15 protein-coding genes are annotated in these 13,406 nt (G+C 68.3%); 5 read left to right on the top strand and 10 right to left on the bottom strand.

What is annotated here, in order from left to right:
- Positions 1 to 20: 20 nt before the first annotated feature.
- Entirely contained in the window at positions 21 to 1,406 is a 1,386-nt protein-coding gene (locus OG524_RS18455) for a serine hydrolase domain-containing protein (RefSeq protein ID WP_405389735.1), read from the bottom strand.
- A 136-nt stretch (positions 1,407 to 1,542) separates the two neighbouring features.
- Complete coding sequence (locus OG524_RS18450; RefSeq protein WP_405389736.1) at positions 1,543 to 2,127, bottom strand: dihydrofolate reductase family protein; 585 nt, start codon at positions 2,125 to 2,127, stop codon at positions 1,543 to 1,545.
- A 153-nt stretch (positions 2,128 to 2,280) separates the two neighbouring features.
- Between OG524_RS18450 and OG524_RS18445 the strand changes: the two genes are divergently transcribed.
- Entirely contained in the window at positions 2,281 to 2,865 is a 585-nt protein-coding gene (locus OG524_RS18445; RefSeq protein ID WP_405389737.1) for a TetR/AcrR family transcriptional regulator, read from the top strand.
- 43 nt (positions 2,866 to 2,908) lie between these two features.
- Here OG524_RS18445 and OG524_RS18440 read toward each other — a convergent pair whose 3' ends face one another.
- From OG524_RS18440 to dnaB, 3 genes are all read right to left on the bottom strand, one after another.
- Entirely contained in the window at positions 2,909 to 3,283 is a 375-nt protein-coding gene (locus tag OG524_RS18440) for a hypothetical protein (protein ID WP_405389738.1), read from the bottom strand.
- 87 nt (positions 3,284 to 3,370) lie between these two features.
- Positions 3,371 to 3,649 carry a hypothetical protein gene (locus tag OG524_RS18435; RefSeq protein ID WP_405389739.1) on the bottom strand — a complete coding sequence of 93 codons (279 nt, stop codon included), beginning with the start codon at positions 3,647 to 3,649 and terminating at the stop codon, positions 3,371 to 3,373.
- Between the two features lie 14 nt (positions 3,650 to 3,663).
- On the bottom strand, positions 3,664 to 5,121 hold the full coding sequence (gene dnaB / locus OG524_RS18430) for a replicative DNA helicase (RefSeq protein WP_405393154.1): 1,458 nt from the start codon (positions 5,119 to 5,121) through the stop codon (positions 3,664 to 3,666).
- 476 nt (positions 5,122 to 5,597) lie between these two features.
- Between dnaB and OG524_RS18425 the strand changes: the two genes are divergently transcribed.
- Positions 5,598 to 6,935, top strand: a complete 1,338-nt coding sequence (locus OG524_RS18425; protein ID WP_405811113.1) for an MATE family efflux transporter — start codon at positions 5,598 to 5,600, stop codon at positions 6,933 to 6,935.
- Positions 6,936 to 7,066: 131 nt separating this feature from the next.
- Here the strand turns inward: OG524_RS18425 and rplI are convergent, their stop codons facing one another.
- From rplI to rpsF, 4 genes are all read right to left on the bottom strand, one after another.
- Positions 7,067 to 7,513 (bottom strand): 50S ribosomal protein L9, encoded by a 447-nt coding sequence (gene rplI, locus OG524_RS18420; protein WP_384496183.1) that lies wholly within the window; start codon positions 7,511 to 7,513, stop codon positions 7,067 to 7,069.
- An 18-nt stretch (positions 7,514 to 7,531) separates the two neighbouring features.
- Positions 7,532 to 7,768: a 30S ribosomal protein S18 gene (gene rpsR / locus OG524_RS18415; RefSeq protein ID WP_003967857.1), complete on the bottom strand. Its 237-nt coding sequence runs from the start codon at positions 7,766 to 7,768 to the stop codon at positions 7,532 to 7,534.
- Between the two features lie 43 nt (positions 7,769 to 7,811).
- Complete coding sequence (locus OG524_RS18410) at positions 7,812 to 8,438, bottom strand: single-stranded DNA-binding protein (RefSeq protein ID WP_405389741.1); 627 nt, start codon at positions 8,436 to 8,438, stop codon at positions 7,812 to 7,814.
- Positions 8,439 to 8,509: 71 nt separating this feature from the next.
- Positions 8,510 to 8,800: a 30S ribosomal protein S6 gene (gene rpsF / locus OG524_RS18405; protein ID WP_031090355.1), complete on the bottom strand. Its 291-nt coding sequence runs from the start codon at positions 8,798 to 8,800 to the stop codon at positions 8,510 to 8,512.
- Positions 8,801 to 9,085: 285 nt separating this feature from the next.
- Between rpsF and OG524_RS18400 the strand changes: the two genes are divergently transcribed.
- The 3 genes from OG524_RS18400 to OG524_RS18390 all read left to right on the top strand — a co-directional run bounded on the left by OG524_RS18400 (position 9,086) and on the right by OG524_RS18390 (position 11,762).
- Positions 9,086 to 9,406: a hypothetical protein gene (locus tag OG524_RS18400; RefSeq protein WP_405389742.1), complete on the top strand. Its 321-nt coding sequence runs from the start codon at positions 9,086 to 9,088 to the stop codon at positions 9,404 to 9,406.
- Positions 9,407 to 9,534: 128 nt separating this feature from the next.
- Complete coding sequence (locus OG524_RS18395; RefSeq protein WP_405389743.1) at positions 9,535 to 10,653, top strand: lipid II:glycine glycyltransferase FemX; 1,119 nt, start codon at positions 9,535 to 9,537, stop codon at positions 10,651 to 10,653.
- A gap of 77 nt (positions 10,654 to 10,730) precedes the next feature.
- On the top strand, positions 10,731 to 11,762 hold the full coding sequence (locus OG524_RS18390) for an alanine racemase (protein WP_405389744.1): 1,032 nt from the start codon (positions 10,731 to 10,733) through the stop codon (positions 11,760 to 11,762).
- Between the two features lie 11 nt (positions 11,763 to 11,773).
- Here the strand turns inward: OG524_RS18390 and OG524_RS18385 are convergent, their stop codons facing one another.
- The gene (locus OG524_RS18385) at positions 11,774 to 13,279 is read right to left on the bottom strand and encodes a glycosyltransferase family 87 protein (protein ID WP_405389745.1); all 1,506 of its coding nucleotides are present in this window, start codon (positions 13,277 to 13,279) and stop codon (positions 11,774 to 11,776) included.
- Between the last annotated feature and the right edge of the window lie 127 nt (positions 13,280 to 13,406).

Here is a 13,406-nt window from a genome sequence, read left to right as displayed (position 1 = left end):
GCCCGTGTCCCGCGTGCGGCTCAGGTGGCGAGTCCCCGCCACCCGCCCTCGTCCACGCCACCGGGAACCGCGGCGCCCGGGTCGTACGGCTCCCGCGTGAAGGCGAACGACCCCAGGTCGAGGTGATCCACGGTGCCGTCGGCAGCGCGGACGACACGGAGCGTCTCCCCCGCGTAGTAGCCGTTGAGCCCGGTCCAGGTGCCGTCCGGACGCGCGCGGAAGCGGGCGCCGCGACCTGCCCCGCCCAACGGCTGAAGCTCCAGTCCCCGGTCCGCAACCAGCTTCAGCGTGTGGACATGGGTTCCCCAGTACCAGGGCCCGGTGAGCGCCAGGAGCTCTTGGTCGACCTCGGGCAACGGGCGCCAGGGCTCCGGGATCCTCGGCTCCGCGTCGGCGACGATCCGCACCAGGTCCGCGGCGACGGCACCCGTGAGCGGACCGGAGGTGGCGTTGGAGAGCACCACGGCGGCCACGTCGTCCTCGACGCTGAACCACAGTGCGGCCAGGAAGCCCGGGAGTGACCCCGAGTGGCCTAGCAGGGTCCGGCCCTCCCGCCGCACCGCCTGGAGGCCGAGGCCGTAGTTCCCGGCCCAGTCCCCTGCCTCGGGTGGCGCCGCAGGTGTGCGCATCTCCTCGACCGACGAGGCACGGAGCACGCGGTCGTCCCCGCGCGCGAGGAAGGAGGCGAAACGGAGGAGGTCGGAGGTGGTCGACCAGAGCTGCCCTGCCGGCGCCATCAGACCGAGGTCCTCGGCCGGTTCGGGCAGCATGACATCGGCCCACGGGTGGACGGCCCAGCCGCCCGCGTGCGGCGCCCGCGCCGAGGGAGTCGTACGGTCCATCCCCAGAGGTTCCAGGATGTCGCGGCGCAGCACCTCCGCCCAGGCGTCGTCGCGAAGCTTCTCGACGAGAGACCCGAGGAGCGTGTAGCCAGGATTGGAGTAGTGATGCCTGCGGCCCGCCGGATGCGTCGACGGCTGCTCACCGAGAACATCGGCGAGCTCCGGCCGCATGCTGCCCGGTGTCCTCTCCCACCACGGCGCGGGAGTCTCCGCCCCCAGTCCGGCAGTGTGGCCCAGCAGCTGAAGGATGGTCACATGCCCGACGCCTGTACCGGACAGGTGCTTCTCCAGCGGGTCGTCCAGATCGAGGAGCCCTTCGTCACGGAGGCGCAGCACCAGTACCGCGGTGAACGTCTTGGTGATCGAGCCGATTCTGAACTGCGTGTCGCCATCGGGAGCGTGTCCGTCCACACAGCTGCGGGAGCCGCTCCAGGCAATCTGTCCCTCGCGCTGAACCGCAGCGACGAGGGAGGGTGTCCGGCCTTCGGACTGGGCGGTGGCAATGCGGTGGAGCAGGGCACGCCGGGTGCCGGGTAGTAGCACTTCGGATGAGGATGAGGTCATGGTCAAGGACTACCCGCGCGGCAGCCGCCCTGCGAACTCTTTTCGCGGCGGAGCGGTCCGGGACGTCACCGCCGCCCCGCCAAGGGTCCCGGGATCTGCGGAGACACGCCCCTGGCACCCGGGTGGACCGCTGCGATCAGCGCTTTCGGCTGTAGGTCGTGACCAGCACCCCGTTGTCGAACGTACGGACGTTCTCCAGGGCGAAGTCGGTGACCGCGAAGTCCGCGCCGAACATCGGCATTCCGGACCCGTACACCTGCGGATAGGTCTTGATGACGAGTTCGTCGACCTCGTCGATCAGCTCACCGGCCAGCCGGGAGCCCCCGCAGAGCCAGATGCCCAGTTCACTGTCCTCCGCCTTGAGCTCCTTGATCCGGCCGACCAGGTCGTCGGCGATGAGTTCCACGTTCGGATCAGGGGACTCACGCAGGGTCCCGGAGGCCACGAACTCCCTCATGTGGCCGTACGGGCTGGTGAGACCGATGTCCAGAGCCACCTGGTAGCTGCCTCGCCCCTGAACCACGGTGTCGAAGCGCCGGTTCTTCACATCGCCGAGTCCCAGGAGCTCACGGCCCTGCGCCGAGATCGTTTCCGGGTACTCCGATGTGAGGAATCCGAGCATCTCCTCGTCGACGAAGGCCATCATCGACGAGGCGTCACCGCCCGGATCACCGATGAAGCCGTCGATCGAGCAGGCGACGAAGTAGGTGAGCTTTCGCATGTGGTCCCCGTTCTGTGCAGGCCGGTCGCTTCGGTCATGTGTGGGTCGGGGGCCTCACTCGTTCCCCGCACTCCAACCACTTCACATAGAGTGCTTCATGCGTAGTGGTTAAGCAAGCCTCTTTTCTTGAGGCACGCAGGACAGGAGGGCACCGTGGCCAGGAACCCGGAGCGCAGAACGGCACTCGTCGACGCCGCGATCGATGTGCTGGCCCACGAGGGAGCCCGCGGCCTCACCTTCCGCGCGGTGGACGCCCGCGCGGGTGTCCCCCTCGGCACCTCGTCCAACTACTTCACGAACCGGGACGACCTGTTCATGCAGGCAGGCGCCCGCATCAACCACCGCATGACACCGGACGCCGCCAGGGTCGAGCAGGCGATGCTCCCGGCACCGTCCCGCGAGCTGGTCACCTCGCTCATGCACTGGCTGGTCCGGCGCATGGCCGACGACCGTGTCGGCTATCTGGCCATGCTGGAACTCCGCCTCGAAGCAACCCGCCGACCGGCCCTGCGTACGCGGCTGACCGAGACCGTCCGGGCGGACTTCGACCAGAACGGCGCCCTGTACCGCGAGGCGGAACTGCCGGGCGACGCCGATACCTTCCTCGTGCTGTACCTGGCCATGACCGGCCTGCTCCTGGAGCACCTGACGCTGCCCGACGTGCTGTCCGACACCGCACTCGACCACCTGGTGGACATCGTCGTGACGTCGATCGTGCCCCCTCAGCCCTGGTCCTGACCGACCGGGCTGCCGCATCCGGTCGAAACCAGGGCAGGCGTGCCTACGCTCCCGGTTCGCGCACCGAGTACTGCGGGAGTTCCGCACCGCTCCCTGCGAACGGATGTGTGAGCACGCCGAACTGCCCCGCGGTCGGATTCCCCGGCTTCAGGATCGCCCGGGCCGCACTGATCGCGGCCAGGGCGTCGGAGTGCAGGCCGGTCAGGTGCGCGGCGAGCTCGGCGGCACGAGGGAGGAGGGCGGTGTGGATCCGGTGGTCGAGCTCGGAGTTCTCCGCGGCGGACGGCACCGCCGCCCGGCTCGCCTCCTTGCCGCCCTCGGCGCGGAGGCCGACCGCCCGATCGAACGCGAGGGTGAGTCCTTCCGGCGACAGGGCGGTGGCCCCGGCGACGAACCGTTCGGTCACGGCATCCAGCATGGGTCCTCATCGGATCGGCGATCTCGCGAGGAGCGTGCCGGCCACGGGCAACAGGCACGCCACAGCGGATCGCAACGCCGTAAGGGCCTACTCGTCGACGCTCTCGACCCGGTAGCCGGCGCTTCGCACCGCGGCCAGGAAGGCGTCGAGGCCGGGGGCGTTCCGCAGCAGGAGCCCGAGCGCGCCCTCGTTCTCCGCCCTCCGGAAGTTCGCCGACATGGACGCGTGGGTGACCGGCGCCTCACCCGGCAGCGGTGGCGGCGCCGAACTGCTGACGAGTACCCCGGGCTCGCCGACGACTTCGACGGCAAGGCGTTCGCCGGCGAACACGCGATACCTGCGAATCGAATCCGCCGCACTGCTCATGTCTCCGCCTTCTCTCAGGTCTGGGCCATGTCCACGAAGCGGGAGTAGTGCCCCTGGAAAGCCACGGTGATCGTCGCCGTGGGACCGTTTCGGTGCTTGGCCACGATCAGGTCCGCCTCGCCCGCGCGAGGGGACTCCTTCTCGTACGCGTCCTCGCGGTGCAGCAGGATGACCATGTCGGCGTCCTGCTCGATGGAGCCTGATTCACGCAGGTCGGAGACCATCGGCTTCTTGTCCGTACGCTGCTCGGGACCACGGTTCAGCTGCGAGAGCGCGATGACGGGGAGCTCCAGCTCCTTCGCGAGGAGCTTGAGGTTTCGGGACATGTCCGAGACCTCCTGCTGACGGCTCTCGGCCCGCTTCGCGCCACCGGACTGCATCAGCTGCAGATAGTCGATGACCACCAGCTTGAGGTCGTTGCGCTGCTTGAGGCGACGGCATTTCGCCCGGATCTCCATCATGGAGAGGTTCGGCGAATCGTCGATGTAGAGCGGCGCGGCCGAGACGTCCGGCATCCGCCTGGCCAGCCTCGTCCAGTCCTCGTCCGTCATCGTGCCGGAGCGCATGTGATGGAGCGCCACCCGGGCCTCGGCGGAGAGCAGACGCATCGCGATCTCGTTGCGGCCCATTTCCAGCGAGAAGATCACACTCGGCAGATTGCTCTTGATCGAACAGGCGCGGGCGAAGTCCAGGGCGAGCGTGGACTTACCCATGGCGGGACGCGCCGCGATCACGATCATCTGACCGGGGTGCAGGCCGTTGGTCAGGGCGTCCAGGTCGGTGAATCCGGTCGGGACACCGGTCATCTCGCCGCTGCGGGAACCGATCGCCTCGATCTCGTCGAGAGCGCCCTCCATGATGTCGCCGAGAGGGAGGTAGTCCTCGCTGGTGCGCTGCTCGGTGACGGCGTAGATCTCGGCCTGCGCCGAGTTCACGATCTCGTCGACGTCACCGTCGGCCGCGTACCCCATCTGCGTGATCTTGGTGCCGGCCTCGACGAGACGCCTCAGCACCGCCCGCTCGTGGACGATCTCCGCGTAGTACGAAGCGTTGGCCGCGGTCGGTACGGACTGGACCAGGGTGTGCAGGTACGGGGCTCCGCCGACCTTGGTGATCTCGCCGCGCTTGACCAGCTCCGCCGCCACCGTGATCGGGTCGGCCGGTTCACCCTTGGCATACAGGTCGAGGATCGCCGTGTAGACGGTCTCGTGGGCCGGACGGTAGAAGTCGTGGCCCTTGATGATCTCCACGACGTCGGCGATGGCGTCCTTGGACAGCAGCATGCCACCGAGCACGGACTGCTCCGCGTCGAGATCCTGCGGAGGCACTCGCTCGAACCCGGACGGGCCGCTGTCCCAGCCGCTCTCCCGGCCACGCTCGTGCTGCTCGTCCCGCCCCTTGCCCTCTCCGCGGCGCTGACGGGAAACGGGCAGACGGTCACTGGGACCGACATCGGCCCAGGGATCGTCCAAAGGCTCGGGAATGCTCACCGGGCCACCTCCTCCCGTCCGCTTCGCGGACCTAGCCATGCCACTCTTTCTTACGGCACGGCACCGACAAACAAGACGCCCGACTCCGGATCCGGCGCGTCAAGTTCTGCGGTCTTCGAAGCCGGAACGGAGTGCGGGCGCCGCACCACGGTAGGCCGCTCCGCACCGTCAGCCAATCTGGTTATCCACAGGGCATGTGGACGACGGACCAGATGCTGTGGAGAACTCCGCCGATCCTGTGCACGGACCGGGGGACAGCACTGTGGACAAACTCATACCGCCCCCACTGCGAGGGCCCTGACCTGCCCTTTCTCCGTCCACCGGCTGTGGGAGAGAAAAACTTTCGCCCTCAGCTCAAGATCACCGGAATCACCCCTGCGCCGAGCCGGGAACTCAGTATCAAGTAAGGACCCCAACCACATTGCATCTCTTACCTGTGGAAGATTAGATTGGCACCCATGACCCAGGCCTCCGCGACCCAGACGCCGTCCCGCCGTCGGCACGACCGCGAGATCATCGCCCTCGCCGTTCCGGCCTTCGGCGCACTCGTCGCGGAGCCGCTCTTCGTCATGGTCGACAGCGCCGTCGTCGGCCATCTCGGCACAGCGCAGCTGGCCGGCCTGGGAGTCGCCGCAGCCTTGCTCACCACCGCCGTGAGCGTCTTCGTCTTCCTCGCCTACGCGACAACCGCCGCGGTCGCCCGACGGGTCGGCGCGGGCGATCTCCCCTCTGCGATCCGTCAGGGCATGGACGGCATCTGGCTGGCCCTGCTGCTCGGCGCCGCAGTTGTCGCCTTCACCCTTCCCTCGGCACCCTGGCTGATCGAGGCCTTCGGCACATCGGACACCGCTGCCCCGTACGCCGTCACCTATCTGAGGATCTCCAGCCTCGGCATCCCCGCCATGCTCGTCGTGCTCGCCGCGACCGGGGTGCTGCGTGGGCTGCAGGACACCCGGACACCCCTCTACGTCGCCATCGGTGGATTCACCGCCAACGGTGCTCTCAACGTGGGACTCGTCTACGGAGCCGGGCTCGGCATCGCCGGATCCGCCTGGGGAACGGTGATCGCCCAGGCCGGTATGGCACTCGCCTACCTGATCGTCGTCGTGCGCGGCGCCCGCAGACACGGAGCGTCGCTGCGTCCCGACGCCGCAGGCATCAGAGCCAGCGCACAGGCAGGCGTCCCCCTGCTGGTCCGTACGCTCTCGCTGCGGTCGGTCCTGCTGATCGCCACCGCGGTCGCAGCCCGGCTCGGCGACACGGACATCGCCGCCCACCAGATCCTCCTGTCCCTCTGGAGCCTCACGGCCTTCGCCCTCGACGCCATCGCCATCGCGGGGCAGGCCATCATCGGCCGCTATCTCGGGGCGAGCGACGTCAAGGGCGCCCGCGAAGCCTGCCGTCGGATGGTCCAGTGGGGTATCGCCTCCGGTGTGGTTCTCGGAGTGCTGATCGTGCTGGCACGACCCTTGTTCGTCCCACTGTTCACCGGCGACCCGTCCGTGCACGACACCCTGCTGCCGGCCCTTCTCGTCGTGGCACTGTCCCAGCCGATCGCCGGTGTGGTCTTCGTGCTGGACGGCGTGCTCATGGGTGCGGGCGACGGGCGGTACCTCGCCTGGGCGATGCTCGTGACCCTGGCCGTCTTCGCTCCGGTCGCCCTCCTCATCCCCGTCCTCGGAGGAGGCCTCACCGCTCTGTGGTGGGCGATGACGCTCATGATGGCAGTCCGGCTGGTGACGCTCTGGCTGCGTACCCGCTCGGGCCGGTGGATCGTCACCGGAGCCACGCGCTGAACGGACCACGGGCAGCTCTCGGTTTCACGTGAAACCGAGAGGCCGTGAAACCACAAGGTCATGGAGATGGAACGACGAAGGGCCGCACCATGACGGTGCGGCCCTTCACCTAGCTCTGGTGAGCTGTGCCCTTAGGCAGCAACGACCTCGATACCGAGCTTCGCGGCAACCTCGGGGTGCAGGCGCACGGAAACCTGGTGTCCACCGAGCGTCTTGATCGGCGAACCGAGCTCGACACGGCGCTTGTCGACGTCCGGACCACCGGAGGCCTTGATCGCCGAAGCGATGTCGGCCGGGGTGACGGAGCCGAAGAGACGGCCGGCGTCGCCGGAGCGAACAGCCAGACGAACCTTCACGGCCTCGAGCTTGGCCTTGATCTCGTTGGCCTGCTCGATCGTCGCGATCTCGTGGATCTTGCGGGCGCGGCGGATCTGCGCCACGTCCTTCTCGCCACCCTTGGTCCAGCGGATGGCAAAGCCACGCGGAACCAGGTAGTTACGGGCGTACCCGTCCTTGACGTCCACGACGTCACCGGCAGCACCGAGGCCAGTGACCTCGTGGGTGAGGATGATCTTCATGATTCGGTCACCCTTCCCTTATCGCGCGGTGGACGTGTAGGGCAGCAGCGCCATCTCACGGCTGTTCTTGACTGCCGTGGCGACGTCACGCTGGTGCTGAGTGCAGTTGCCGGTGACGCGGCGGGCACGGATCTTGCCACGGTCGGAAATGAACTTCCGCAGCATGTTCGTGTCCTTGTAGTCCACGTACTGGGTCTTGTCCTTGCAGAATGCGCAGACCTTCTTCTTAGGCTTGCGCACAGGCGGCTTCGCCATGGTGTTTCTCCTGTGTGATCAAGAAGTGGGGGTACGAGCTCCCCTAGAAGGGAGGCTCGTCCGAGTAGCCGCCGCCGGAACCGCCCGAGCCACCGGAGCCGCCGGAGCTTCCGCCCCAGCCACCCCCGCCGCTCTGCTGGCCCCCGCCCTGCTGACCGCCCGCAGGCGCGCCGGTGGCCCACGGGTCGTCGGCGGGTGCACCGCCGCCGCCCTGCTGACCGCCGCTACCGGGACCGCCGCCCCAGTTGCCGCCGCCCTGCTGGCCGCCGCCGTATCCACCCTGGCCGCCGCCCTGGCCACCGCGACCCGTGGTCTTGGTGACCTTGGCCGTGGCGCTCTTGAGACTGGGGCCGACTTCCTCGACGTCCAGCTCGTAGACCGTGCGCTTGACGCCCTCACGGTCCTCGTAGGACCGCTGCTTCAGCCGGCCCTGCACGACAACGCGCATGCCTCGCTGGAGCGACTCCGCGACGTTCTCCGCCGCCTGACGCCAGACCGAGCAGGTGAGGAACAGGCCTTCGCCGTCCTTCCACTCATTGGTCTGCCGGTCGAAGATGCGGGGAGTGGACGCGACACGGAACTTCGCGACCGCCGCACCGGACGGGGTGAAGCGCAGCTCGGGGTCGTCGACGAGATTGCCGACGACCGTGATGACGGTCTCGCCTGCCATGGGTGAACCTCTCGGCGGGGATTGCTTCTGGCTGCTTGCTACTCGAACCCGATGACCGCTGAGCTAGATGCTCAGTGGATCTCGGGGCGGAGGACCTTGGTCCGGAGGACCGACTCGTTCAGGTTCATCTGTCGGTCGAGCTCCTTGACGACCGCAGGCTCGGCCTGCAGGTCGATGACCGAGTAGATGCCCTCGGGCTTCTTCTTGATCTCGTAAGAGAGACGACGACGGCCCCAGGTGTCGACCTTCTCAACCTTTCCGTTGCCCTCACGGACGACGGAGAGGAAGTTCTCGATCAACGGGGAGACTGCTCGCTCCTCGAGATCGGGGTCGAGGATGACCATCACCTCGTAGTGACGCATGTGGAACCCACCTCCTTTGGACTCAGCGGCCACGGTCGTTCCGTGGCAGGAGGGTCGTGATGCGTAGGCATCAGTGTCTCCGAGTAAAACAGCCGCCACTGACAACGCCCGTCTTCGTTGGTCGAGGGGAGCTGCAGTGCTGACTCAGGGCAGACACCGGTGCAGACCGTACAGACTACCCGCAGACAGGCTTCCGGTTGAAATCCGGTGCCGGGGGGACGCAATCTGTACACAGCGGTTGTGAGCGGCGTTACAGTGCGCCGCCTTCCGGCCAGGAGGTTCTCCATGGCACAGACAATGCGTTCCCGCCCCCGTCCTCCCGTCTCCCTCTTCGCCACGGACGGCAGGTCCCATCCGCTCCAGGACGCGCTGGTGACGGTGACCCTCGTTCTCGGGGCCCTCGCCTTCGTGACGGCGATGTTCCACAATCTGCACCTGATCAGCTCCTGGGCCGGGCTGATCGGGATCCTGACGGGCGCCTACGGACAGTACGTGTCGGTCACCACCCGTGAGCGCTTCCCCCTCATCCTGGGACTGGGCGCGTCCGCGATCGGGTTCTTCCTCGGCATGGCCCACGGCGGCCTCTTCGGCGGCGTGATCAGCTGAGGGGCCCCACGGAAAACCGGTCCGGGTCGCCCAGGGCCCAGACGGGGCGCTCCTCGGTCACAGTAGGCTTCGGCGCGAGAGCCGGAGCCCCTGACCGATGGGGACACACCTGCCGAGGAGCGCCCCGCATGAGCCTGACCCTGAGGACCATCAGCCGAGAGCAGCATCTGGCGTACATCCAGAACCTGCCCTCGGCCAGTCACTGCCAGGTCCCGGCGTGGGCTGATGTGAAGACCGAATGGCGCTCGGAGAACCTTGGATGGTTCGACAAGAACGGCGAGATGGTCGGTGCCGGTCTGGTGCTGTACCGCCAGTTGCCCAAGATCAAGCGCTACCTGGCCTACCTTCCCGAGGGCCCGGTCATCAACTGGTACGCCCCGAATCTCGACGACTGGCTTCAGCCGATGCTCGCGCACCTGAAGCAGCAGGGTGCCTTCTCGGTGAAGATGGGCCCGCCCGTGGTCATCCGTCGCTGGGACTCGGCAGCCATCAAGTCGGGCATCCAGGACCCCGACGTGAAGCGCCTGCGCGACGTCGAGGCCACCCACATCGAGCCCCGTGCCTTCGAGGTGTCGGACCGGCTGCGGAAGATGGGCTGGCAGCAGGGCGAGGACGGCGGCGCCGGATTCGGTGACGTACAGCCCCGCTACGTCTTCCAGGTCCCGCTGGCCAACCGCTCGCTGGAGGACGTCCTCAAGGGCTTCAACCAGCTCTGGCGGCGCAACATCAAGAAGGCCGACAAGGCCGGCGTCGAGGTGGTCCAGGGCGGCTACGAGGACCTGGCCGAATGGCAGCGGCTGTACGAGATCACCGCGGTGCGCGACCACTTCCGGCCGCGTCCGCTCTCGTACTTCCAGCGCATGTGGACGGTCCTCAACTCCGAGGACCCCAACCGCATGCGGCTGTACTTCGCCCGGCACAACGGCGTGAACCTCTCCGCGGCCACGATGCTCGTCGTCGGCGGACACGTCTGGTACTCGTACGGCGCGTCCGACAACATCGGGCGTGAGGTGCGGCCCTCGAACGCGATGCAGTGGCGCATGCTGCGCGACTCCTACGCGATGGGCGCGACGGTCTACGACCTGCGCGGCATCAGCGACTCGCTGGACGAGACCGATCACCTCTTCGGCCTGATCCAGTTCAAGGTCGGCACCGGCGGCGAGGCCGTCGAGTACGTCGGCGAGTGGGACTTCCCCCTCAACAAACTGCTGCACAAGGCGCTCGATATGTACATGTCGCGCCGCTGAACACCGGCCGGTCCACGTCGGCCGGCTCCTCACCCCTCCGATTCCACCGCAGCCACCAGAAAGGTTCCGGGCCGGCCATGGCGCTCTCCCTCTACGTCGACACCGCGCGCTGGCGGGCGCACCAGAAGTCCGTGATCGACCAGTTCCCCGGTCTCGTGCCCGTCTGCAAGGGCAACGGATACGGCTTCGGCCACGAACGGCTGGCCGACGAGGCGATCCGTTTCGGTTCCGACACGCTGGCCGTCGGAACCACGTACGAGGCCGCCCGCATCAAGGACTGGTTCAGCGGCGACCTGCTCGTCCTCACGCCCTTCCGCCGGGGTGAGGAACCGGTGCCGCTGCCCGACCGCGTCATCCGTTCCGTCTCCTCCGTGGACGGTGTGCACGCTCTGGTGGGCGCGCGCGTCGTCATCGAGTGCATGAGCTCGATGAAGCGCCACGGGGTGAAGGAGGAGGAGCTGGGGCAGCTGCACGCGGCCATCGAGGACGTGCGCCTCGAAGGCTTCGCCCTGCACCTGCCGCTGGACCGCACCGACGGCTCGGACGCGGTCGAGGAGGTCATCGCCTGGATGGACCGCCTGCGCGCGGCCCGGCTGCCCCTGCACACCATGTTCGTCAGCCATCTCCGGGCGGAGGAGCTCGCGCGGCTGCAGCAGCAGTTCCCGCAGACCCGCTTCCGCGCGCGCATCGGCACCCGGCTCTGGCTCGGTGACCACGAGGCGACGGAGTACCGCGGCGCCGTGCTCGACGTGACGCGGGTCGTCAAGGGGGACCGGTTCGGCTACCGCCAGCAGAAGGCCGCCTCGGACGGCTGGCTGGTGGTCGTCGCCGGCGGTACGTCCCACGGTGTCGGCCTGGAGGCCCCGAAGGCCCTGCACGGTGTGATGCCGCGCGCCAAGGGCGTGGCGCGCGCCGGACTGGCCACGGTCAACCGCAATCTCTCGCCGTTCGTCTGGTCGGGCAAGCAGCGCTGGTTCGCCGAGCCGCCGCACATGCAGGTGTCGATCCTGTTCGTGCCGTCGGACGCGCAGGAGCCGAGAGTCGGCGACGAACTGGTGGCCCATCTGCGCCACACGACCACCCAGTTCGACCGCCTCGTGGACCGGTAGGCACCCGGCGTCTATCGGGCGGAACGCGCTCCGCCCGCCGTACCCCACTCCACCCGCGGTCCCTGGGCCGCGGGTGCCGTGTTCCCGGCGTGAGGCGCGGGGTGCCTGATCACGACGGTGTCCGGCGCCCCGTCCAGTACGCCGCCCGACGGGTCGTCCGACCCGTCGCGGCGTACGGGGTCGCGGTCCGGCCGCAGGATGTCCCTGACGACGACGGCGCACAGGTACAGCGTTCCGAGCAGGTGCAGGGCGATCGCGACCTGGTAGCCCTCCTGGGGCAGCCCCTGGTGCTTGTCGCCGCTCGTCGTGTACGCGAGGTACAGCCAGATCCCCAGGAAGTACATGACCTCGCAGGCCTGCCAGACGAGGAAGTCCCGCCAGCGGGGCCTGGCGAGCGCGGCCAGCGGGATCAGCCAGAGCACGTACTGCGGTGAGTAGACCTTGTTCGTCAGGATGAAGGCGGCCACCACCAGGAACGCGAGCTGTGCGAAGCGCGGCCGGTGCCGGGCGGTCAGCGCCAGCCCGGCGATACCCGCGCACAGCACGATCATCAGCACCACGGAGGCGGTGTTGACGGTGCTCACGTCGATGGGCTTGCCGGTGCGCTGGGTGATGATCAGCCAGAACGAGCCGTAGTCGATCTGCCGTTCCTGGCTGAAGGTGTAGAACTTCTTCCACCCCTCGGGGGCGTACAGCATGACCGGGAGGTTCACCAGCAGCCAGGCGGCCGCCGCGCCGAACAGCGCTGTCCCGAACTCCCTCCATCTACCGGCCCGCAGGCACAGCACCAGCAGCGGCCCGAGCAGCAGTACGGGATAGAGCTTGGCGGCCGTGGCCAGGCCGATGAGGATGCCGAAGGCGAGAGCCCGTCCGCGGGACCACATGAGCATCGCGGCGGCCGTAAGGGCCAGGGCGAGCAGGTCCCAGTTGATCGTCGCGGTGAGCGCGAGCGCCGGGGCGAGTGCGACCAGCAGGGCGTCCCACGGGCGACGCCGGTGGGTACGGGCGACGCACACCGCGGTGATCACGGCGCAGATCATCAGCATGCCCGCGTTGACCATCCAGTACATCTGTTCGCGCTGCTGCATGGGGTCGGTGTCGGGCGTCAGCGTCAGCCAGGACGCGACCTGCATGAACAGGCCGGTCAGGACGGGGTATTCGAGGTAGGCCATGTCGCCGCTGAGCCGGTCGAAGTACGGCACGAGCCCGTCGGCGAAGCCGCGTCCGAGGTAGAGGTGCGGGATGTCGGAGTAGCACGCGTGTGTGTACTGCGAGCTCGTGCCCCGGAACCACGCCCAGTCGTAGCAGGGGATCTTCTGCACCATGCCGAGTGCGAACATCCCGATCGCCACGAGCGCGATGACGCGCACCGGTGTGAGCGGGCCCGATCCGAGCCGTGCCCAGCGGCCGGCCGGTCCGCCGATCAGCTCGCTGCCGGCCGCGGCGATCTCGTCCTCTTGCGTAGGCCGTACGACGGGCCGCTCCTGGTGCACGCTCGTGTCCTCTGCGCTTGGCATGCCGCACATCCTGCCGTACGGCGCTGTGTGCGGGACGTGGGCCGCGTGGGGACACGGAAAGGGCCGCCGGCACCTGGCAGGTGCGGCGGCCCTCTCATGCGTGTCCGGCGGGCTTCCGGAGGGTGGC

This window comes from Streptomyces sp. NBC_01520 (assembly GCF_045040375.1).
Taxonomy (GTDB): domain Bacteria; phylum Actinomycetota; class Actinomycetes; order Streptomycetales; family Streptomycetaceae; genus Streptomyces.
Note: the sequence above shows the minus strand (reverse complement) of the source record. Positions and strands in the feature narration are given on the sequence as shown.